Here is a 20,522-nt window from a genome sequence, read left to right on the forward strand (position 1 = left end):
ATTTACAGACCTATATTTTGTTTCAAACCTTGATAACTCCCTGCATTTACAAAACCTTCACTTATAAGATTGATAAAAGTTTCCGAAAAACCATAATGACCTAAATCTTTAATCGGCACCATTTGCACATCATGAATTGGATTATGATCAAACTCGTTAGAAGGTAGCATAATTTCACCTTCAATCCTTTTAAGCAAAAATGTTATATGTAATAAAGACGGGCGAGCATCTGGTTTATCACAAACATAGAGTAGCTTCTGAATGTTAACTTCTAACCCTGTCTCTTCTCTCATTTCTCGAATCATTGCTTCCTCTAACGTTTCGCCATTCTCTGCTCTTCCTCCAGGTAAAGACCAATTTCGATTAGCCACTTTTTGCTTTACTAGCAATACCTTTTCATCTTCAATTAAAATTCCTGTAACACGAACTTGCATTACATTTTCCATATGCAATCTCCTCTTCCCATTATATTTACAAATTAACCCTTCCATAAAAAGAACATATGTTTTATAATTGAAGAAAATTATGGAAGAAAGTAGTTGTTACATTCATGCGTCCACCTTTAACAAAGTCTATATCAATTGAAGATTTCCAAAACTATTATTGGCTAAAAGCAGAACTCCAAACATTTTGTCGTGAGAATGGGTTGCCAGCTAGTGGCTCTAAGATCGAAATAACCGATTGTATCTCACATTATTTAACTACTGGTAAAATATTAAAAAACAGCTCTGTTCAAAAGGTGAGTAAAGCTTCCCTATCCTATAAAGACCTTTCTCTTCAAACGATTATTACTAACAATCACCGCTGTAGCGAAGATGTTCGTGCTTTTTTCAAAGAAAAAATCGGAACAAACTTCAGCTTTACAGTAGCTCTTCAAAAATTTTTCAAAGAGAATGTTGGAAAAACATATGAAGACGCGATAGCTTTTTGGCATGAAGAAAACGAACGAAAAAAGACCCTACATACAAAACAACTATCGGTGCACAATTTGAATACAATCGCTTTACTCGTGACTTTTTCGAAGATCCAAATAATAAAGGGAAAGCAAAAGCTGATGCGATTGCTGCTTGGAACGAAATGAAAGCGAAGCCTGGTAGTAATGTTTATGTTCCTCAAAAAGTAGAAAACTAGTTACCTCGCTAGTCTTCTATTTTCTCAAATAATAGCGCCATCCCTATCCCGCCTCCAATTCCTAATGTAGCAATTCCATATTTCATAGACTCTCTTTGAGCCTGATAAAACAAACGTGTTACAAGCATAGCACCAGATGCACCGTACGGATGACCGAGCGCAATTGCTCCACCATTTACATTTACTTTTTCGTACGGAATTTGTAACTCTTTTGCGCAAGCAACAACTTTTGAGGCGAATGCTTCATTTATTTCAAAATAATCGATGTCCTCTACTTTTACATTCATTTCGTTTAATAATTTGTTCACCGCAAATATCGGACCAGTCCCTGGAAGCTTGGGATCCACTCCCACTACAGCACTACGAACGAAACGAAGGACAGGTTTATAACCTAACTTTCGAGCTTGTCCCTCTTCCATTACAAGAACAGCACATGCCCCATCATTTACACCACATGAATTACCTGCCGTCACTGTTCCATTTTGTAAAAATGCGGGCTTTGTTCTTTTAATGATTCGTTCATAATTCATTTCTGGCTTTATAGATTCATCTAATAATCCATTAAAAGAAAATATTTCATCATGTATATATCCTTTTTCTAACGCTTGCAGTGTCCGCTTATAACTAAGACAAGCATACTCGTCTTGCATTTCTCTCGTTATATTATAACGCTCCGCAACATATTCAGCCGCTACTCCCATGTCAGGATCACCAATTGTTTCAGGTGAAAATCGTGCTCTTTTTTGAAAAGGTGACGTACTTGTACTCTCTACTCCCCCGGCGATATAACACTTACCTGCCCCGCCTTGAATGAGATGACACGCAGTTCGAATTGCTTCTAAACCAGCACCACATTGCCGATCAATCGTTACACCAGGAATATGATAGCCAAGTCCCGCCTCTAAAGCAGATAGTCTCGCAACATTCCCTCCTGGCCCAACAACATTACCTAATATGACATCATCTATTTCCCTCTCAATCCCTTTACTTAAAAACGTAAGAAGCGGCGTTGTTAATTGCTGAACTTCATACTCTTTTAACATCCCATTCTTCTTACCAATAGGTGTTCTTTTCGCCTCTACAATGACTGCTCTATTCATATATTTTCTCCCGGTTTTCAATCATACTTTTTGCTTCCATACGAGCGATTTTCCCACTATTTGTATAAGGTATTCCATCTACAAAATGCCATTCTTTCGGTATTTTAAAAGAGGATAATCTCTGTAAGCAAAAACTCTTTAATTGTTGTTTCGTAGCACTTCCTTTTACGATCGCGACGGGCTTTTCACCCCAGTAACTATCTTTCACACCAATTACAACTATTTCATCAACAGCTGGGTGTTCATGTAATACACTTTCTATTTCTTCTGGATAAATATTGATTCCTCCAAATAAAATCATATTCTTCTCTCTACCAACAATATATATAAAGCCTTCTTCATCTTCATAGCCTACATCTCGCACTGTCATCCAACCTTCTGCATTCAACTCCCGTGTTAAAACCCCATCTATTATGTATCCCATAAAAAACTGATCACTTTTCACATAAACAGTTCCTATTTCACCTTTTTGTACTTCTTCGCCTGCTTCATTACATATTCGAACTTGCACATTATGACAAGGTTTTCCTACTGAATTTGGCCTTCTTTCGCTTTCTGCATCGACTAGTGCTGTTACAAAACTTAACTCTGATGCACCATAAAATTCATATCTTTTCGCATAAGGAAATATATTCTTTATTTTTTCTTTCGCTTCAGCTTCCCATTTCGCTCCTGATGAAATAATTTTCATTTTATTTTCTATTAATCTATTTTCTTTATATAAAGATTCAAGCATTGTCGGAACTGTATACATAACCGATATATTTTCAGTTTCTAACTTATCTAATACTTGATTCGGAATGAACTTTCTCATAATGTGCACTGTGTGTCCTACATATAATGCACTTATTGCCCCGTATAAGAAAAGAGAATGAACGAGCGTCCCAGCTATTAAAATTGAATCCTCCCTTTTCATATGAAAGTCATGTACATTACAATCAAAACTATGAACCCACGATTGCTGTGCACGTAAAAATGCTTTTGCTGTTCCTGTTGATCCTGATGTAAATCCCATATAAAAAGGAGCATGTTGTACACTTTCTACAGTGGAATATGTAGGAAGATATTTCTCTATCATTCTTTTCCACTCATCAATTTCAATTACTCTTCCTTCTTCATCCAATAGATCATTCACCTTATATCGTTCTGTCACAATCATATCCGGATTACTAATTTCAATTCTTTCTCTGAGCTCATCTTGTTTCCACTTTATATCTAACGGAACACAAACCCACCCGGCCATAGCGGCACCAGAAAATAGTTGTAAAAACTCTATACGATCTTCTAATAGGATTGCTATCGTTTTATTCTTCGATTTTTTTTCATTTAACCAGCTTGCTACTTTACAAACTGATTCAAACCACTCTTTATATGTTAAAACTCTATCATTTTCCTTTATCGCTATTTTATTTGGTTGTAAAGAGGCATGCTTTTTATATTCTTTTGTAATCCCCATATGAGACGTCCTTTCTTTACAATAATAATAAAAAGAAACACGCAATTAACGTGTTTCTTCCCTTTATCATCCCGCATTTGTATATTTTCCATTCTTTAAAGCGGGCGTAATAATATGTTTCAATGAACGATGTAATTTTGTTACGAGAACTGCCGCAATAATTGCTTTTATACAATCCCCTGGTAAAAACACAGCACTCACTTTCATTGTCTCCCATACAGAAACATCCATTAAGAACGCTTGTACAGTAATACCAAATACATAAACTACGAAAATACCACCAATTATATTAATACATAATACTTTTATAATAGAAACTTCACGTAAACGCTCAATTAAATAACCAATAACAAACGCCCCAATGATGTAACCAAGTAAATATCCTGCACTTGGTCCAACAAATACACCAAGGCCACCGCGTCCACCAGCAAGCAATGGTGCTCCAACTCCTACAATAAGTAAGAAAATAAGCTGACTTAACGCACCTAGACGTGATCCTAACAACCCACCCGCAAGCATAACACCGAGTGATTGCAATGTAATTGGAACTGGTGTAATAGAAAGAGCAATCGGAGGTATTAACCCTAACACTCCCATAATAGAACTAAATAAAGCGACAAAAACTAAGTTTTTTGTATTCATATTTGCTTCTCCTATTTGTAAACTTAAAATTTATTTTAGGTAACATATTACAAAAATTATATTATCTTTCCACTCCTCTTTTGTCAACCATTAATGTATTAGAGTTTACAAATAGAAGTTCACTTATTTCTCTCTATGCAAATGCTCCAGTTCTTTCCGAAGCGCCTGTTTTAAAAACTTCCCAACAGATGTTTTCGGTATTTCTTCCATAAAGACAATATCGTCTGGCAACCACCACTTCGCAAACTGTGGTTTTAAAAACTCATATATTTCTTCTTTTGTAACCGTACTATTCTTCTTTTGAACAACGCAGGCAATTGGTCGCTCTTGCCACTGAGGGTGAGGAACTGCAACGACAGCCGCTTCAAATATAGCATCATGTGCCATTAAAGCATTTTCAAGATCGACCGAAGAAATCCATTCTCCCCCGCTTTTAATAACATCCTTCGTACGGTCAACAATTTTCACGCAACCTTCCTCATCCACTGTGACAACATCACCAGTATATAACCATCCATCGCGAAAACCTTCGACAGTACGATCATCGTTATAATAGCTTTCAGCGATCCAAGGTGCTCGTAAACATAGTTCTCCCATCTCCGTACCGTCCCACTTCACTTCACCATTTGTACCGACTACTTTCATCTCTACACCAGGGACAAGATACCCTTGTTTGGAGCGAATTTCTAGTTGCTCTTCATACGATAATTCCGTTTCATAACTTTTTAAACGTGCAAGTGTTACGAGTGGACTCGTTTCAGTCATACCATATGCATGTATGAACGGAACATTATGTTTCTGTTCAAATGCTTTAATAACACTTTTCGGCGCCGCTGCACCTCCGCATAGTATTCTCGTCATACTAGATAAATCGTAACTATTATTTTCTAACTCTTGTAATACACCGAGCCAAATTGTCGGCACACCGGCAGCTAACGTCACTTTTTCAGATTGGATCATTTCTAATAAAATTTTCGGCGTAAACATCGGTCCTGGAAGAACTTGTTTTGATCCAAACCAAGTAGCAGCGAAAGGAAGTCCCCAAGCATTCACATGGAACATCGGTACAATTGCCATCGCCGCGTCACTTTCCGATAAAGCAGCTGTATCCGCTAAACCGAGTGCCATGCAATGCAGTACAGTACTACGATGCGTATATACAACACCTTTCGGATTTCCTGTAGTCGCTGACGTATAACACATACCAGCTGGTGTATTTTCATCAATATCTTTTACAAATTGGAAATTGGGATCGCCTTCTTCTAATAGCTTTTCATAATGATATACAGGCTTCAGCGTAGTGTTTGGGAGTTCATCTTTATCAGTCATAATAATGTAAGCTTGTACAGTTGATAATTGTGATTGAATATTTTCAACAAGCGGTACGAGATCTTCATCTATAAGTAGAATTCGGTCTTCTGCGTGCTGAATAATGTATGAAATATGTTGAGGAGATAAACGAATATTAATTGTGTGTAAAACGGAAGCAATACCAGGAATAGCAAAATACGCCTCCACATGTCGATGATGATTCCACGCTAACGTTCCTACACGTTCGCCTTCCTTAATCCCAAGCTTTTTTAACGCACTAGAAAGTCTTCTCGTCCTTTCTCCTAGCTGCTTATACGTTAATGTCGTAATGGTATCATGTGTGCGAGAAACAATTTCTTTCTTTGAAAATAACTTTTCTGCTCTTTCCATCATAGAACTAATTGTTAGCGGTACATTCATCATCATATTGGTTATATCCCCCTTTAAAACGTTTTCATTTTTTCGTTTATTATAACAGACTTCCGCAAATGATTACGACATTTTTCTGTATTTTCTGAATTATTTCTTTGGAAATAATTCAGAAAATACCAAGTGAAAACATATTAAAATTCTTTCTTACAATATATAAATACCGAAATAACAAAAGAAAAGATATATATGATAACACCAAATATTGTATATAGCATTGAAACGTATACAGATGAATTTAAATTTGATATTGGAAATTGTTCTATTAGATAACCAATAACACTTTGTAATCCAAAATAAGTAACAAGCCCCCCGCATGCGCCTCCAATTGTAATAGCATCAGATTTTTCTGCTCCAAAAACATAGAGAAGTGGATAGGCTATTGCTCCGGCATTAAGAATGATGAACGTCCCTAAAGAAACACTCTTAAATATATCATCATCAATTGGTATATCTGATACTAAACCATGTACATAAAATATGCCATACGATAATAAAGTACCAATAATTACAACTAAAAAATAGAAAAGGTAGTGACTTTGTACAATGTTATTTCTAGTAACCGGTAAAGTAAGTACATATTTTTCATAACCCGACTTACTCTCATACTTAATAACTTCAAGTGCAGGAATCGCAGCAAATAAGATAATGAATGTAGCAATTAAACGGTACATTGAAGCATTACCAAAATAAAAAACAAATCCCGATCCTAATATCGCCATTCCCATGAACATAAAGAAAGTTCGATACACTAGATAGTAGTTTGTCAATAATAAACCTTTCATTTATTTTTCACTCCTTGTTAATAAAACACTTATTTCTTCTAGTGAAATGGTTCTATGAGCAATCCCATTTGGTAGTTTATGCACATCTGATACAAGTACATTGAAATAAGAACCATTATTCCTTTTCACCACAACTATATCTTTGTTGATTAAAGTTAGTTGTTCCTCATCAACATCTACAATGGCATAATTGTCCAAAACTTTATCCTTTTCTTCATTCAATAAAATTTCTCCATCTTTTATCACAATAAGGTGACTAGCTATTTTTTCTACATCACTCATAATATGTGAAGAAAGTAATATACCACCGTTACTTTTATTCACAAAACTTTTTAATTCCTCTAATACCTCCTCCCTAGATGAAGGATCAAGACCTCCCGTCGCTTCATCTAGGATTAACAATTTGGCATTATGCGACAATGCAACAGCTATAGATAGTTTCATCGACATTCCACGGGAAAACCTACCTACTTTTTGATTAGTAGGTAAAGAGAAAGAATGAACTAATCGGTAAAAATTTTCTCTGTCCCAAGATTCAAACATCTTTTCAAAAACCTTATTTAGTTGTTTTATTGTAAGATGAGCCGGGAGATTCATAGCATCAAATACGAATCCAATCTTCTCCTTATTCTTGGCATCTTTATTTATATTTTCTTCACCAAATATTTTCACTGTACCACTATCTTTAGAAATTAATTCTAGTACTGTTTTAAATGTTGTTGATTTACCTGCCCCATTGTCACCAATGAATCCCACTATTGACCCTGATGGCACATTGAATGTAACATCTTTTAAAACAATTTTGTTTCCAAATGATTTACTTAAATTTTTAATTTCTAGAATGTTTGACATCATTTCACTCCTATCTTAACTTTTCATAAAAGTATGTTTGCTCCTATTAAAAATTATCCACTTTTTCTCTCACTTTCTTTTTTAGTTTGAAAATAATACGATTGCTATATTCTTTATTTTCTACTAAAATTCGATACATCTCCCACACTCCTATAACACGAACAAAAAGATAAACTCCAATAGCAATAAGTACAACACAGTACGGATAATACTGCACTAATTCTCCTGAAGTGATATGCTTTTCCTCAAACAAAAACGGTATTGCGCCTGCGGCAATAAAACAAAATCCAACAATCATCACTGCGGCATACTTCTTCTTAATAATCGCATATCTTTTTGTCAATTCTTTTAGAAAGTTTTGATCAAATAGTAGTTCTTCTTTTTTCAATACATTGTATCGACTCTCTTCTATCGTTGCAGGCACCATCATTGCTCCAATTCCAAGAACAGCAATGATAATGACAAGGAATGTCGACATTGTTGCATTTTCTTTAAATAGTAAATACGGTATTGTAGATAAAATGAGCAAGCTAAACCCTAACGCTATATATTTTGAAATCTTTTGCCCATACACTATATACCCTTCTGCCATTTCCTGACTTACGTAATAGCCATCCACATTTTCATTACTTTGCTCTGCAGTTTCTTTTAATAAATAGTCGAGTGATACTTCAAATACATTTCCAATCATTATTAACTTTTCAGTTTCAGGAAAACCTTGACCGTTTTCCCATTTACTAACCGCTTGCCTTGTTGTGTTTAATTTTTCAGCTAATGCTTCTTGAGAAAGGCCCTTTTCCTTTCTTAATTTAAAAAGCTTTTCACCAAATCCCATATGTGTGTCCCCCTTTGTTTTCTTACCTAAATTGTATGTAAACATTGCCCTTATCTCTATCTTCCTGCAGTTGCACTTTGTCAACTTACGGTTGCGATTGTGTTATATAGCGGTTTTTCATACGATTTAGCTAGTTTTCTTCTACGATTATGACATTAATCAAACATTTCATTCCAATAACAAATTATAACAATTAAAGGTAATTATTGTTACAAAAAATAAAAACTCCCTTATTCATTTAAAGGAGTTTTCGATATGAAATATTCCAAGAAGGGCTAATTTTCTTTCTCATATTAATTCACAATTTCTTCTATATATTTTTGTATGTTGTGCAACGATTAATAAGCATCCCACACAGTATATGTTGTCATCTCTTTATATAAGGCATATTCATATATATGTAAAATATTACTCCTATTAGCTTCTTTAATAAAAACACTTTTCAATAATCATAACGGCTTCTGCTTAAACTTTTCATAATGTCGTACTTTTAATAGAAGGATATTCCCGCAATCTGTACAAATATAAGCATCCACCGGTGAAGATGTGAACATCGTTTCCTTTTTCCGTATTTGTGCATATCCGACAAACTCACCTTCTCCTATGTTTTGAGAACCACAATTAGAGCATGTCTGCACGGTTTTTTGTTTCATGAGAGCACCACCTTTAATCTGTTTCCACTCCCTTCGACAGCTCACTTCCATTTCCCTTCCAAAAAACCTCTTATTCTCTCACATTTCAACAGGAATCTCAAAACAAAAATCGTATATGTACTATGAAATATATTTATTAACGGAGGAATTTTATGACTACTGTTATGACACTCGATATAGCAACAGAAATTGAAAATGCAGAAATTGATATGCTCTCTTCTAGATTAGAGAGACTACAAACAATAAGCGGAAACCCAATGCAAGTGCAAATGAAAAAATTCGGTAGCGCCACTGCCTTTTCATCAAAAATAATTGCTGGTCCAGCTTTTAATACGGTAAAAGGTATTACAAATGCAGATGCGATTGATGCAATCATTTCTTATTATGAATCACTACAAATCCCTTGTCGTTTTGAAATTACCCCAGCACAAGGTACAACTGAATTATTTCAATACTTATCTCAAAAAGGGTTTTATCAATCTAGCTTCCATACTGCTTTGTATAGTATACCGAGAGAGGGTTCATCACTTCTTCCTTCTAATATTACAATACGAAAACTAAAAGAAAATGAGTTTGATATTTTTGCAGACATTTATGTACGTGGATTTAATATGCCATCCTTTACAAAAGATAGCGTGCGCCAAAATAATGAAATTCTTTACAATGAACCAGGGTGGCATTTTTTCATAGCTGAAGTTCAAAATATCCCTGCTGGTATTGGTGTCCTGTATATAAATAAGGGTGTCGCATCATTAGCTGCTTCTGCTACTTTGCCAGAATTTCAGCGTAAAGGCTGTCATACTGCATTAATTCAAAAACGAATTAAGAAAGCTATTGAATCCAATTGTACTTTAATAGTTGGACAAGCAAGGTTCGGTAGCGGCAGTCAAAATAACATGGAACGTGCTCACATGAAAATCGCTTATACAAAATCAATATGGACCGCAAAAGACATATTATAATTTACTTTATTTCTCCTTCCGTTACATTTTTAAACATTTTATGACAATTCCTTTTCTACCCTATTAATCATTTGAATATTCAAACTAGATTTGTTACGCTATTACTAGATACATCATTCAACTTGCAATATGAAAAGAGAATTCTAATCAAACTACAAGGAGGAGAAATGTATGACTAAACATGATCATGGTTTAAAAGAAAAAGTAGAAGGTGCCATTGATAAGGTAAAAGGTGAAGTAAAAGAAGTTGTTGGGAAAGTAACTGACAATAAGAAATTACAAGCTGAAGGAAAATGGGATAAGGTGAAAGGCACTGCTAAAGATACAGTTGGTAATGTGAAAGAAAAAGTACATGAATATAAGGAACATAAGAAAGAAAAATAAAAAAGAGCCCATCGGCTCTTTTTTTATTTCCCTTCATTTTTCTCTAACACGTATAAATCTTCTTCCATATTCGTTAATTTCTCACTTACAAGCTTTCTTGCATCTCCAATTGCTTGATTGTATGCAAATGGTCCAACTAATTTAATCATTTCTTCTATTAAACGCTCTGCTTGGAAACGCCCAATTTCATCTAGATCTTCTTCCATGAAAAATTGCTGAATTTGCGCTACAAGCTCTTCTTTTTTATCATTTGGTATTTTTATATTCATCATCGTTGTTACTCCTCTATATTTAAGATAATATCTTCCTTAACTCTACCATAGAAAAACGATTACCAGGACAGCTTTTTGTAACTCCTTCTAACTCCCTATGACCTAGTATATTTTCTTTCTTTATAGCAAATTGCTTCATAAACATTTTGCATAAAGAATATAATGCATTCACTTGCGGGGGAGTGGGATCGTATTTATCGAAATTTCCCGTCATACATATTCCAATTGTATGACGGTTATGGTCTTTCGCGTGCGCTCCAATATGTAAACCTCGCCCTTCCACTACAGTTCCATCCTTTTCGATAAAATAGTTGTAACCAATTCCGCTCCACCCCCTTACAGTTTGATGAAATTCATGCGTTTTATACACGTCCCATCCATCTTCAGCTGTATGGTGAATAATCAGTTTGTTTACTTTTTCTAAAGGAACTAATTCATCTTGAAATGTTAGATTGACACGTTTAATTTCCATTTGAACTGCCTCCTCTTAAAAATCAATCATAATAATCGTTTTATCATCTGGCCTTATTCTCTTTTCCGCTTCTAGCTCTTCAATAATTGCTATATATTCGTTTATACTATTCTTTCTTATATATGCAACAGTTTGTTCTAATGACCAATCTGGGTGAAATAACCCGTCTGAACAAATAAAAATCCCACTCACTTCATCTGTATGTAATTCACCATGTTGTAAATAATGTATCGCTTCTTTCATTCCATTTGCAACTGAATAACCATTTGGCATATTTGCAAGATAACGATTGTATTTTAACTGTTCTCGAACATCTTGAAAAACATATTCTTCTGGTACAGATAACCCTTTTTTACGATCTTCTTCCCTCTTCTTTTTTGCTCTTTTACTAATTCCTTCAACTGTGTCTTTCGTTAATACTTGCATCGTTCCATTTTGAAAAGTTGCGACAATCATACAGTCCCCAAGCTGCGCATATTCAATTTTCTCACCAACTATTTGGACTGCCGCGATACATGTGCACCACAAATGCTCTTTTTTTCTCGTGTCTACTTCATATTCTAACATTTTGCTTTGCAATACTTCATTTGCTTTGGCAACTGCAAATTGTAAACTATGATTCTCTCGTAATGCAGTAAAATAACTTGCAAATAAATGCGAAGCGATGTATGCTCCATTATGTCCCTTTTCATCACGAAACGGGACAAGTGGTGTTGCACCGTCACATACACCATAAATCTTTTTTTCTTTATTACAAAAATAAGAATCCTCACATTCTTGCTTCAACGGGCTTTTCTGTTGATATGTTTTTATCTTCACAACTGTATCCCCTTTCAAATGATAAAATACTCAAATTCTTTTGATTAATCTAATTTACCTAAATAAACTGTTTTTACCCAAAACTTTCAATATCATATATAATCTTGAAATAATATGAATTTTTCAGTGAAGGACGGGAAAGAAATGGTCAGATTCCTTGGTGTTATTATCGGTTCTATTATTATTGCGGTTGCCTTTAATCTTTTCCTTATCCCCCACAAAATTTTAAGTAGTGGAATTGGCGGAATTGCTATTATTTTAGGGATTGTAACCCCTGTAAACACAGGCATTATTAACTTTGTATTAAACTTACCTATCCTTATTTTAGGGTACATAGGTCTTGGAAAAAAAGTAATTTTTAACACAGTTGTCTCTGTAGTTGTATTATCTGTTGCATTATACTACGTTCCAGTAAAAGTCGTAGCAACAGATCCATTGTTATCTTCTATCTTCGGAGGTGTAATCGCCGGAGCTGGTATTGGTCTTGTTTTTAACTGTAATGGATCCACTGGTGGATTTGATATTATCGGTATGCTTTTATCCCGCAAGCGAGACATTAAACTTGGCGGATTCCTTATTATTTTAAATGCAGTCGTTGTAATAATCGCAGGATTCTTCTTCACCTGGGATGTTGCACTTACAAGCTTACTTTCAATTTATGTAACTGGTAAAGTAATTGATGCTGTTCATACAAAACATCGTAAAGTTACACTTATGATTGTAACAAATGAAGCAGAAAAAATGAAAAAACAACTTCTTTCAACTGTTGTACGTGGAATAACGTTACTTGATGGCGAAGGTGCTTATTCAAGCGAGAAAAAGCGTGTACTTATGACCGTCGTTTCTCGTGAAGAATTAGCAAGTATGAAACTAACAATTTCTGAAATCGACCCGAATGCATTCGTTAATATTACAGAAACTGTAGAAGTGTTAGGACTTTTCAGAAGAAGTTAAAGACTAGGTGGGAATCCACCTAGTCTTTATTTTGCATAAATTCAATTCGGTTTCCAAATGGATCTGACACGTAAAATCGAATTACATCTGGCCTTGCATAATCATCAATCACTTTAACACCTTGCTCTATAAGTGTTTGCTTAAATTCATTAATTTCATTCACATAAAAAGCTGGATGAGCCTTTTTAGCTGGTGTAAAGTTCCGCTCGACACCAATATGGATTTCTTGATTTCCGCATTTAAACCAACATCCACCTCGTTTTTTCAACTCTTCTGGCTTTGGAATTTCTTCCATACCAATCGTATTCCCATAAAAATCACGCGCCTCTTCTTCACACCCTACAGGTGCAGCTACTTGCACGTGATCAATCCCTTGAATATAATTTTTCATTTTCTCTCCCCCTCCTCTACCCTAATGTTATACGGAAAACAACCGTCTGTAACTTACAAAAGGTTTATAAAACAATATAAGCTCCCCTTATTACCATCCTGCATTCACCTTGCAAAAAATAAAAAAAACAAAATTTATTCTATAACTTCCATTTTTTATAGAAATACACATTACATCTATATTATAGTTATGAATAGACAAATCTTTTTAGATGCTATTTGTACGGAGGAACTATTATGAGTCGTAAAAAATATTCACCAACTCAAAAAAAACGTCATCCGAACATTTCTAGACGTTTGCGAAACCATATACAAGATCGTTCATTAACAGAAATGTACGCATCTCTGTTCGAACACAATCCTGATAGTATTATTTCATTAAATTTAGAAGGAGTTATTCTACATATAAATCCTTCTGCCGAAAGAATATTAGGTTACACTTCTTTAGAATTAGAACAGAAAAATATTACCTCTATTTTAGAAGCCCATATTTCTGAGCAAGTATTACAAAATATAAAGAATACTGAAGCGGATAATCAACAAGAGTATATCTTATCTATTTATCATAAAAATGGATTCTTATTAGATGTTGTGACAAAACTAGTTCCTATTTTTGTTCAAAATCGTCTTACTGGCGTATATGCTATTATGAAGCCGCTTGAAAAATCAGAAAGAATTGAGAATATACTAAAAGAAAGTGAGAAGAGATTGCGTACATTAGTAAACTCCATGCCTGCGTTTGTTATTTTTAAAGATCATGAAGGGCGCTGGCTTGAGGCAAATGACTACGCACTTTCTTGCTTCAATTTCCATCATGTACCTTACCACGGGAAAAAAGATAGCGAACTCATTCAATATAATGAAGCATACCGAGAAGCTTTTTTACATTGTGAAGAAATTGATGAACTAGCATGGCAACAAAGACAAATTCTTCATGGCGAGGAATTTATTATACATAGAGATGATTTCGATCTAATCTTAAGTATATCAAAAGTTCCGCTTTATCATCCTGACGGTTCTCGCAAAGGTCTTATCGTGATGGGGAGAGATGTTACTGAGCTAAAAGAAACTGAAAAGTTATTACGAAAATCTGAGAAGCTCGCAGTAGTCGGACAACTGACAGCTGGAATTGCCCATGAAATTCGAAATCCACTCACTTCTCTAAAAGGTTTTCTAACGTTGCTCCTCCCTGAAATAAATGAGGAGCAAAAATGGTATATCGATGTTATGTTAAGTGAGATTTCACAAATGGAATCCATCACGAGTCAATTTATGGCGATGTCTAAGCCACAAGTATTATCTATCCAAACTTGTAACATACAAACTTTAATTGAAGAGGTAGTTACATTTATTTTACCGACTGCAATTATGCATAGCGTTCATATCATCATGGATCATTTTGATTACGTATATGATATTCAATGTGACGGTAACCAATTAAAACAAGTTTTTATAAACATATTAAAAAATGCGATAGAAGCGATGCCAAATGGCGGAAATATTTTCATCCAAACAAAACCATTAGAGGATAATTTCATCTTAATACGAATTATCGATGAAGGTTGTGGCATTCCAGAAGATCGTATCTCCCGTCTAGGCGAACCTTTTTATAGTTTAAAAGAAAAAGGCACAGGACTAGGATTAATGATGTGTTACAAAATAATTGAAGAACATCATGGTAAATTACACATTTCAAGCGAATTAAATAAAGGTACGATTGTTGATATTGAGCTACCACTTTCTTCATCTCATCTTGCAATCCAGTCTTAAATAAAAAAGAAGCATCTGCTAATCGTTAGCAGATGCTTCTTTTTTTAAAATGCTTTGTCATACCACTCTTTTGCTTTTTCTACTTCACCCATCGTTAATTGATGCCCTCGATTTTCCCAATGCATTGTTACATTCGCATTTGCATTTTCTAATAGTACCTTCAATTCCTCTGACTCTGCTGATGAACAAATTGGGTCATTTGTCCCAGCAGCAATAAACACAGATTTCCCTGCTAAATTTGCTAATTGCATTCCTCTTCTAGGTACCATTGGGTGATGAAGCACAGCACCTTTCAATGCATTTTCGTAATGGAATAATAAGCTTGCTGCGATATTTGCCCCATTCGAATAACCGATAGCTACAATGTTATTTCTATCGAATTTATATTCTTTAGCCGCTTCATCTAAAAATTCATTTAATTCCTTCGTACGGAAAATTAAATCCTCTTCATCAAAAATGCCCTCTGCTAATCGGCGGAAAAAACGCGGCATCCCATTCTCTAACACATTTCCCCTAACGCTTAATACCGACGCTTCCGAATCAACTATTTCTGCAAGTGGTAGTAAATCTAATTCATTACCACCTGTGCCATGAAGTAATAACAGCACTGGTTTTGACGTATCTTTTCCTTTTTGAAAAACATGTTTCATCATAATCCTTTTCCCCCTTCAATCACTTTAATCTAAATTTCTCACTTCAAATGGTAAAAGCGTTTGTTCAATCTGTTTTCTATGTTGTTCATATTGTTCCGGTAACTTTAATTCCTCCCCCATCGTCTCTAACGATTCATCATGAGCGAAACCAGGAGGATCTGTTGCAATTTCAAATAAGATTTCACCATGTTCTCTAAAATAAATCGCGTTAAAATAATTTCGATCTTGTACAGGAGTTACGTGATATCCAAAACGCGACACATACTCTTTCCAGTCTAGCTGATCAGCATCATCACTCGCTCTCCAGGCTATATGATGAACTGTACCAACGCCCATTTGGCCACGACCGATTGTTGATAATTTCAAATCAATAATATTTCCAATGTCAGCAGAAGAACGGAATCGAACAAATTCGCCCTCTTCTCCAATTTTTTCAAGACCCATAATATGTTCTAACAATTCAGCTGTTTTTTGAGGCTGTGCAGATAAAAGAACAGCACCTCCAAACCCTTTAATTGCTACTTCTGGTGTAACTTCTCCAAAACTCCAATTGTTTAATTCGCCTGCTTCTCTTTCAACTAATTCTATATGCAAACCATGCGGATCATCAAATTCTAAATACTGCTCTCCAAAACGAGTCATTTTTGTATACGAAACATCGAATTTTTCTAATCTATTTTCCCAAAACTCCATTGTACCTTTTGGTACAACGTAAGACGTAATTCCTACTTGACCGTCCCCAATAATACCTTGACGAGCACCTGCCCATGGGAAAAACGTAATAATTGTTCCAGGCTTTCCTCCTTCATTTCCAAAATAAAGATGGTACGTACCTGGATCATCAAAATTCACTGTTTGTTTCACTAAACGTAACCCTAATACACCAGCATAAAAGTCTACATTTTCTTGTGGATGCCCTACAATCGCTGTAATGTGATGGATTCCCATTGTTTTCTTTTCCATTTCTTCCACTCCTTTTTTATTTCATTATAAAAATTCTTTTACATTTAAATTCATTATTCATTTTGTCCATGCTGCAAAGTAAAATCCGTTATAATAATTTTATCTCGAATTTGAGATATTAATTACAAAAATACCTATTGGTGTCTAACCTATCAAATTATCTTGAACTCAAGATAATTTACAAAAAATATTCGTTCGATTTATAACCATAATATTTCTTCATTATGCATGTTATTTATCTCGAACTCGAGATTTATTATAAGTTACTTATTTTTTATTGTCAATAAGTCCTTACTTTCATTTTACATGTAAAAAGAGTAAACGCTATTCATCGTTTACTCTTTTTGCAAATCATTTCTTTTCTTCTTCCAGTACTGCTTCCATCTCATTAAATTCACGATGAACTGCCTTAACGGGTTCTTTCGTTAATAAACTTACAACGATAACAGTTAATAAACTACAGAAGAATCCAGGTACCATTTCATACATAGTCGCTTTTAAACTTGGAATTTGTACCCAAGTGATAACAACTAATGCACCGACAATCATCCCAGCAAGAACGCCCCATTTGTTCGTTCTCTTCCAATATAAACTTAATAAAATTGCTGGTCCAAATGCTGATCCAAATCCTGCCCAAGCATATCCAACAAGCGTTAAAATTGTATCACTCGGATGATACGCTAAAACAACTGCAATCATCGCTACAACTAATACTGACAGCCTACCGATAAATACAAGTTCTTTATCACTTGCATTACGACGGAAAAATGTTTTATAGAAATCTTCCGTTACTGCACTTGAAATAACAAGTAATTGTGAGGAAATACTACTCATAATCGAAGCCAAAATAGCTGATAATAAAAATCCTGTAATATACGGATGGAATAAAATATTTGAGAATGTTACAAAGACCATTTCTGGGTCTTGTAGTGTCGCATTATTTTTAGCATAATAGGCGATACCAATTAGACCAGTAAGCATTGCACCTATAATTGAAATCGTCATCCAACCGATACCGATTCTACGAGAAGTTTTTAAATCTTTAATAGAGGTAATTGCCATAAAGCGGACAATAATATGTGGTTGACCAAAATATCCAAGGCCCCATGCTAAAAATGAAATAATACCAAGTATTGTGGTCCCTTTAAACATATCTAAATGCGATGCATCGACTTGCTTAATCGTATTAAATGTTTCTGTTACACCACCGACATCCGTAAAAGCAACAATTGGCACTAGTACAAGCGCAATAAACATAATACAACCTTGCACAAAGTCCGTCCAACTTACGGCTAGAAAGCCACCAAATAGTGTATACGCAACAACGACACCTACTGTTACAAATAAACCAATTTTATAATCAAGGTTAAAAGAATTTTCAAACAAACGTCCACCTGAAACTAAACCAGCCGACGCATAAAATGTGAAAAATACTAAAATGACGATAGCGGAGACAAAACGAAGTATTTTCGTACGATCTTTAAACCGATTCTCTAAAAAGTCTGGAATCGTAATTGAATCATTTGCCACTTCTGTATACGTTCGTAAACGCGGGGCAATGATTAAATAGTTTGCATACGCACCTATTAATAAACCTATCGCAATCCATACACTTGATAATCCTGTTGCATACATCGCACCAGGTAATCCCATTAGCATCCAGCCACTCATGTCAGAAGCACCAGCTGATAAAGCTGTAACTGCTGGACCAAGTCCCCTTCCACCTAACATATAATCTGATAAATCGGATGTCTTCTTATAAGACCAATATCCGATATACAACATACCTGCCATATAAATAGCAAGCGAAACCATAATTTCAATCTTCACCAAATCTCTCCCTTAGTCCATAAGCCATTCAAAATTTCGAAAAATGACTTTTTCTATTTTCTTGTTTTCGCTTATGGTTCCCTACCTTAACAAACATTTTTTGTTCTTTCAAGTGAACGAGCACTTTTCATTACATGTGAAAACCTTTATAAACGCCTTTATCCCAGTGGATTACCCTGTTTTCAAAAGGAATTAAAATAAAAATATTCAGATAATTAAACACCTTATTTTTTAATAAAAATAAGCCATACAAATGTATGACTTTTAATCTATTAAACATAGCTTACTATTTACTAGTAGGAAACAATTCTGAGAGAGGAACTACCCGCCCCATCTCGTCTTTAAATACAATATGCTCTCTCTTTAAATGACGCGGGCTCTTCACTCCCACCGCTGCCGCTAATGAAAATAAACTATATCTCATACTAATAATATAATTCATGACTCGCCACTTCTTCTCATACGGATCTAACGCTTTTTGATAATGCGGATTCGTCGTGGCTACACCAGATGGACATTGGCCAGAATTACATTGAAGGGCCATAATACAGCCGCTTGCCATCATAAATCCGCGGGCTGAACTTACAGCATCCGCCCCAATCGCTAAAGCAATCGCTACTTTATCTGGTGTGATTAATTTACCCGATGCAAATACTTTAAACTTGTTACGAACACCATAATGGTTTGCTGTATCAATAAATGTAAGTAATGCTGGAATAAGCGGCAGTCCCATACAATCTGCCATCGATTTATACGTTGCCCCTGACCCGCCTTCTGAACCGTCTATTGTAATAAAATCTGGATAAATGTTTAGTTCTTTCATTGTTTTTATTAAATCTTCCAAAGGCTTCTGCTGACCAATTACAATTTTCATTCCAACTGGTTTACCGCCGCTTTCTTGCAACTGTTGAATAAAATAAAGTGTATCCGCTGCATTCTTTAAAAATGAAAATCGATTCGGTGAATTAATCGTCTCTCCCTTTCGGACGTTGCGAACAAACGCAATTTTCTCATTTACTTTTTGCCCCTCTAAATGACCACCACGTATTTTAGCACCTTGCCCAAATTTCAATTCGAATGCTCTAATATTACTTTCTTTCACTTTCTCCATGAATTTTCCCATTGAAAAATTACCGTCTTCATCACGGTATCCAAATAACCCTGGACCAATTTGCGCAACGATATTCGCTCCTGTATGTAAATGTTCTGGAATAACGCCACCTTCACCCGTATTAATCCACGATCCGCCTGCCATTTTTGCTCCAAGACCACTCGCTAAAATATAATTTTCTCCAATCGCACCATAAGAAGTCGCAGATGCACCAAACATGCCATGTAGCTTCCACGGATATTTACGGTTCTCACCGACTATAATTGCATCATCTTCTTCGTACAGCCAAAGATTCGTTGTATCCGCTGTCAATTTTTCTCTTCTTGAAAATAACCCTTCTTTATGAATCACGTACTTTTTACCTTCTCGCTCTTGCGTGAGATTCACACTTAATTCCTCCGTTAATATCGGAAATAATGTATTAGCAATATAATATCCAGAAGCTTCAAAATCTCGTTTTGATCCAAAACCAAGTATTTCAGAGCGATATTTTGCTAAAAACATAACACTTTGAAAATCATAACGTGAGAAAGGCTTTCCATCCGTATCATGATCAAACCAATATTGTCGAAATTCAGGCCCTATCTTTTCCAGTAAGTAGCGCATTCTTCCTAAGTACGGATGTAATTTTAAAATAGAATGATGTGTTCGTTTTTTTATAAAAAATGTAATGATAAAAAAGACGATTAAAAGCAACATTAAAAATAGTAATATACTAATAATAACGAGTAGCGTTTCACTCATCCCG

At 35.1% G+C, this 20,522-nt stretch carries 21 protein-coding genes and 2 pseudogenes; 5 read left to right on the plus strand and 18 right to left on the minus strand.

Annotated elements, in window-relative coordinates:
• Nucleotides 1-2 precede the first annotated feature (2 nt).
• Nucleotides 3-446 carry an NUDIX hydrolase gene (locus ACTFR3_RS05560; RefSeq protein ID WP_440044237.1) on the minus strand — a complete coding sequence of 148 codons (444 nt, stop codon included), beginning with the start codon at nt 444-446 and terminating at the stop codon, nt 3-5.
• A gap of 104 nt (nt 447-550) precedes the next feature.
• On the opposite strand from ACTFR3_RS05560, the pseudogene ACTFR3_RS05565 reads away from it, so the two are divergent.
• A pseudogene (locus ACTFR3_RS05565) lies at nt 551-1,131 on the plus strand (DUF6434 domain-containing protein).
• An 8-nt stretch (nt 1,132-1,139) separates the two neighbouring features.
• Here the strand turns inward: ACTFR3_RS05565 and ACTFR3_RS05570 are convergent.
• The 9 genes and pseudogenes from ACTFR3_RS05570 to ACTFR3_RS05610 all read right to left on the minus strand — a co-directional run bounded on the left by ACTFR3_RS05570 (nt 1,140) and on the right by ACTFR3_RS05610 (nt 9,194).
• Nucleotides 1,140-2,231, minus strand: coding sequence for an acetyl-CoA C-acyltransferase (locus tag ACTFR3_RS05570; protein ID WP_001078004.1), 1,092 nt, complete (start codon nt 2,229-2,231; stop codon nt 1,140-1,142).
• Nucleotides 2,224-3,687 carry an acyl-CoA synthetase gene (locus ACTFR3_RS05575; protein ID WP_440044238.1) on the minus strand — a complete coding sequence of 488 codons (1,464 nt, stop codon included), beginning with the start codon at nt 3,685-3,687 and terminating at the stop codon, nt 2,224-2,226. The genes ACTFR3_RS05570 and ACTFR3_RS05575 overlap by 8 nt, the downstream gene beginning before the upstream one ends.
• Nucleotides 3,688-3,753: 66 nt before the next feature.
• Nucleotides 3,754-4,329 (minus strand): biotin transporter BioY, encoded by a 576-nt coding sequence (locus ACTFR3_RS05580; RefSeq protein WP_001093334.1) that lies wholly within the window; start codon nt 4,327-4,329, stop codon nt 3,754-3,756.
• A 123-nt stretch (nt 4,330-4,452) separates the two neighbouring features.
• Nucleotides 4,453-6,066 (minus strand): long-chain fatty acid--CoA ligase, encoded by a 1,614-nt coding sequence (locus ACTFR3_RS05585; protein ID WP_000980172.1) that lies wholly within the window; start codon nt 6,064-6,066, stop codon nt 4,453-4,455.
• A 137-nt stretch (nt 6,067-6,203) separates the two neighbouring features.
• On the minus strand, nt 6,204-6,854 hold the full coding sequence (locus ACTFR3_RS05590) for an ABC-2 transporter permease (RefSeq protein WP_000677368.1): 651 nt from the start codon (nt 6,852-6,854) through the stop codon (nt 6,204-6,206).
• Complete coding sequence (locus ACTFR3_RS05595) at nt 6,855-7,706, minus strand: ABC transporter ATP-binding protein (RefSeq protein ID WP_440044239.1); 852 nt, start codon at nt 7,704-7,706, stop codon at nt 6,855-6,857. It lies immediately after the preceding gene.
• Between the two features lie 46 nt (nt 7,707-7,752).
• Nucleotides 7,753-8,541, minus strand: coding sequence for a helix-turn-helix domain-containing protein (locus ACTFR3_RS05600; RefSeq protein WP_000505616.1), 789 nt, complete (start codon nt 8,539-8,541; stop codon nt 7,753-7,755).
• Between the two features lie 341 nt (nt 8,542-8,882).
• A pseudogene (locus ACTFR3_RS05605) lies at nt 8,883-8,987 on the minus strand (GNAT family N-acetyltransferase); the annotation flags it as partial.
• A gap of 3 nt (nt 8,988-8,990) precedes the next feature.
• Complete coding sequence (locus ACTFR3_RS05610; RefSeq protein WP_000810948.1) at nt 8,991-9,194, minus strand: hypothetical protein; 204 nt, start codon at nt 9,192-9,194, stop codon at nt 8,991-8,993.
• A gap of 152 nt (nt 9,195-9,346) precedes the next feature.
• Here ACTFR3_RS05610 and ACTFR3_RS05615 point away from each other — a divergent pair, with 152 nt between their 5' ends.
• Both ACTFR3_RS05615 and ACTFR3_RS05620 read left to right on the plus strand, forming a co-directional pair.
• Nucleotides 9,347-10,156, plus strand: coding sequence for a GNAT family N-acetyltransferase (locus ACTFR3_RS05615; RefSeq protein WP_000214341.1), 810 nt, complete (start codon nt 9,347-9,349; stop codon nt 10,154-10,156).
• Nucleotides 10,157-10,327: 171 nt separating this feature from the next.
• On the plus strand, nt 10,328-10,540 hold the full coding sequence (locus tag ACTFR3_RS05620; protein WP_000160410.1) for a CsbD family protein: 213 nt from the start codon (nt 10,328-10,330) through the stop codon (nt 10,538-10,540).
• Between the two features lie 23 nt (nt 10,541-10,563).
• On the opposite strand, the gene ACTFR3_RS05625 is transcribed toward ACTFR3_RS05620, so the two are convergent.
• From ACTFR3_RS05625 to ACTFR3_RS05635, 3 genes are read right to left on the minus strand one after another with little or no spacing between them, the layout of a single operon-like run.
• The gene (locus ACTFR3_RS05625; RefSeq protein ID WP_000981066.1) at nt 10,564-10,812 is read right to left on the minus strand and encodes a DUF2164 domain-containing protein; all 249 of its coding nucleotides are present in this window, start codon (nt 10,810-10,812) and stop codon (nt 10,564-10,566) included.
• 19 nt (nt 10,813-10,831) lie between these two features.
• A complete protein-coding gene (locus ACTFR3_RS05630; protein ID WP_000404002.1) occupies nt 10,832-11,284 on the minus strand; it encodes a peptidoglycan recognition protein family protein in 453 nt (150 codons plus the stop codon).
• Between the two features lie 15 nt (nt 11,285-11,299).
• Nucleotides 11,300-12,121, minus strand: a complete 822-nt coding sequence (locus tag ACTFR3_RS05635; protein WP_002026192.1) for a protein phosphatase 2C domain-containing protein — start codon at nt 12,119-12,121, stop codon at nt 11,300-11,302.
• A gap of 126 nt (nt 12,122-12,247) precedes the next feature.
• On the opposite strand from ACTFR3_RS05635, the gene ACTFR3_RS05640 reads away from it, so the two are divergent.
• Entirely contained in the window at nt 12,248-13,057 is an 810-nt protein-coding gene (locus tag ACTFR3_RS05640) for a YitT family protein (protein WP_000251344.1), read from the plus strand.
• Nucleotides 13,058-13,076: 19 nt separating this feature from the next.
• On the opposite strand, the gene ACTFR3_RS05645 is transcribed toward ACTFR3_RS05640, so the two are convergent.
• Nucleotides 13,077-13,448, minus strand: a complete 372-nt coding sequence (locus ACTFR3_RS05645; protein ID WP_000800772.1) for a VOC family protein — start codon at nt 13,446-13,448, stop codon at nt 13,077-13,079.
• 236 nt (nt 13,449-13,684) lie between these two features.
• On the opposite strand from ACTFR3_RS05645, the gene ACTFR3_RS05650 reads away from it, so the two are divergent.
• Complete coding sequence (locus tag ACTFR3_RS05650) at nt 13,685-15,217, plus strand: BA3702 family sensor histidine kinase (protein WP_000087648.1); 1,533 nt, start codon at nt 13,685-13,687, stop codon at nt 15,215-15,217.
• Between the two features lie 44 nt (nt 15,218-15,261).
• On the opposite strand, the gene ACTFR3_RS05655 is transcribed toward ACTFR3_RS05650, so the two are convergent.
• The 4 genes from ACTFR3_RS05655 to ACTFR3_RS05670 all read right to left on the minus strand — a co-directional run bounded on the left by ACTFR3_RS05655 (nt 15,262) and on the right by ACTFR3_RS05670 (nt 20,518).
• A complete protein-coding gene (locus ACTFR3_RS05655) occupies nt 15,262-15,870 on the minus strand; it encodes an alpha/beta hydrolase (RefSeq protein WP_000975492.1) in 609 nt (202 codons plus the stop codon).
• Nucleotides 15,871-15,894: 24 nt separating this feature from the next.
• A complete protein-coding gene (locus ACTFR3_RS05660) occupies nt 15,895-16,833 on the minus strand; it encodes a ring-cleaving dioxygenase (RefSeq protein ID WP_000412739.1) in 939 nt (312 codons plus the stop codon).
• A gap of 351 nt (nt 16,834-17,184) precedes the next feature.
• Nucleotides 17,185-18,663, minus strand: a complete 1,479-nt coding sequence (putP, locus tag ACTFR3_RS05665) for a sodium/proline symporter PutP (protein WP_000687591.1) — start codon at nt 18,661-18,663, stop codon at nt 17,185-17,187.
• A gap of 286 nt (nt 18,664-18,949) precedes the next feature.
• Complete coding sequence (locus ACTFR3_RS05670; RefSeq protein ID WP_000005169.1) at nt 18,950-20,518, minus strand: FMN-binding glutamate synthase family protein; 1,569 nt, start codon at nt 20,516-20,518, stop codon at nt 18,950-18,952.
• Nucleotides 20,519-20,522: the final 4 nt, after the last annotated feature.

Source organism: Bacillus cereus group sp. MYBK14-1, from assembly GCF_051916885.1.
In the GTDB taxonomy this organism is placed as follows: Bacteria; Bacillota; Bacilli; order Bacillales; family Bacillaceae_G; genus Bacillus_A; species Bacillus_A cereus.

What these genes read in the sequence shown, in the direction of transcription:
- ACTFR3_RS05630 (WP_000404002.1), bottom strand. Translation starts at nt 11,284, where the DNA reads ATGGAAATTAAACGTGTCAATCTAACATTTCAAGATGAATTAGTTCCT.
- ACTFR3_RS05595 (WP_440044239.1), bottom strand. Translation starts at nt 7,706, where the DNA reads ATGTCAAACATTCTAGAAATTAAAAATTTAAGTAAATCATTTGGAAAC.
- ACTFR3_RS05670 (WP_000005169.1), bottom strand. Translation starts at nt 20,518, where the DNA reads ATGAGTGAAACGCTACTCGTTATTATTAGTATATTACTATTTTTAATG.
- ACTFR3_RS05560 (WP_440044237.1), bottom strand. Translation starts at nt 446, where the DNA reads ATGGAAAATGTAATGCAAGTTCGTGTTACAGGAATTTTAATTGAAGAT.
- ACTFR3_RS05570 (WP_001078004.1), bottom strand. Translation starts at nt 2,231, where the DNA reads ATGAATAGAGCAGTCATTGTAGAGGCGAAAAGAACACCTATTGGTAAG.
- ACTFR3_RS05620 (WP_000160410.1), top strand. Translation starts at nt 10,328, where the DNA reads ATGACTAAACATGATCATGGTTTAAAAGAAAAAGTAGAAGGTGCCATT.
- ACTFR3_RS05580 (WP_001093334.1), bottom strand. Translation starts at nt 4,329, where the DNA reads ATGAATACAAAAAACTTAGTTTTTGTCGCTTTATTTAGTTCTATTATG.
- ACTFR3_RS05650 (WP_000087648.1), top strand. Translation starts at nt 13,685, where the DNA reads ATGAGTCGTAAAAAATATTCACCAACTCAAAAAAAACGTCATCCGAAC.
- ACTFR3_RS05655 (WP_000975492.1), bottom strand. Translation starts at nt 15,870, where the DNA reads ATGATGAAACATGTTTTTCAAAAAGGAAAAGATACGTCAAAACCAGTG.
- ACTFR3_RS05615 (WP_000214341.1), top strand. Translation starts at nt 9,347, where the DNA reads ATGACTACTGTTATGACACTCGATATAGCAACAGAAATTGAAAATGCA.
- ACTFR3_RS05625 (WP_000981066.1), bottom strand. Translation starts at nt 10,812, where the DNA reads ATGATGAATATAAAAATACCAAATGATAAAAAAGAAGAGCTTGTAGCG.
- ACTFR3_RS05610 (WP_000810948.1), bottom strand. Translation starts at nt 9,194, where the DNA reads ATGAAACAAAAAACCGTGCAGACATGCTCTAATTGTGGTTCTCAAAAC.
- ACTFR3_RS05575 (WP_440044238.1), bottom strand. Translation starts at nt 3,687, where the DNA reads ATGGGGATTACAAAAGAATATAAAAAGCATGCCTCTTTACAACCAAAT.
- ACTFR3_RS05585 (WP_000980172.1), bottom strand. Translation starts at nt 6,066, where the DNA reads ATGATGATGAATGTACCGCTAACAATTAGTTCTATGATGGAAAGAGCA.
- ACTFR3_RS05640 (WP_000251344.1), top strand. Translation starts at nt 12,248, where the DNA reads ATGGTCAGATTCCTTGGTGTTATTATCGGTTCTATTATTATTGCGGTT.
- ACTFR3_RS05645 (WP_000800772.1), bottom strand. Translation starts at nt 13,448, where the DNA reads ATGAAAAATTATATTCAAGGGATTGATCACGTGCAAGTAGCTGCACCT.
- ACTFR3_RS05600 (WP_000505616.1), bottom strand. Translation starts at nt 8,541, where the DNA reads ATGGGATTTGGTGAAAAGCTTTTTAAATTAAGAAAGGAAAAGGGCCTT.
- ACTFR3_RS05660 (WP_000412739.1), bottom strand. Translation starts at nt 16,833, where the DNA reads ATGGAAAAGAAAACAATGGGAATCCATCACATTACAGCGATTGTAGGG.
- ACTFR3_RS05590 (WP_000677368.1), bottom strand. Translation starts at nt 6,854, where the DNA reads ATGAAAGGTTTATTATTGACAAACTACTATCTAGTGTATCGAACTTTC.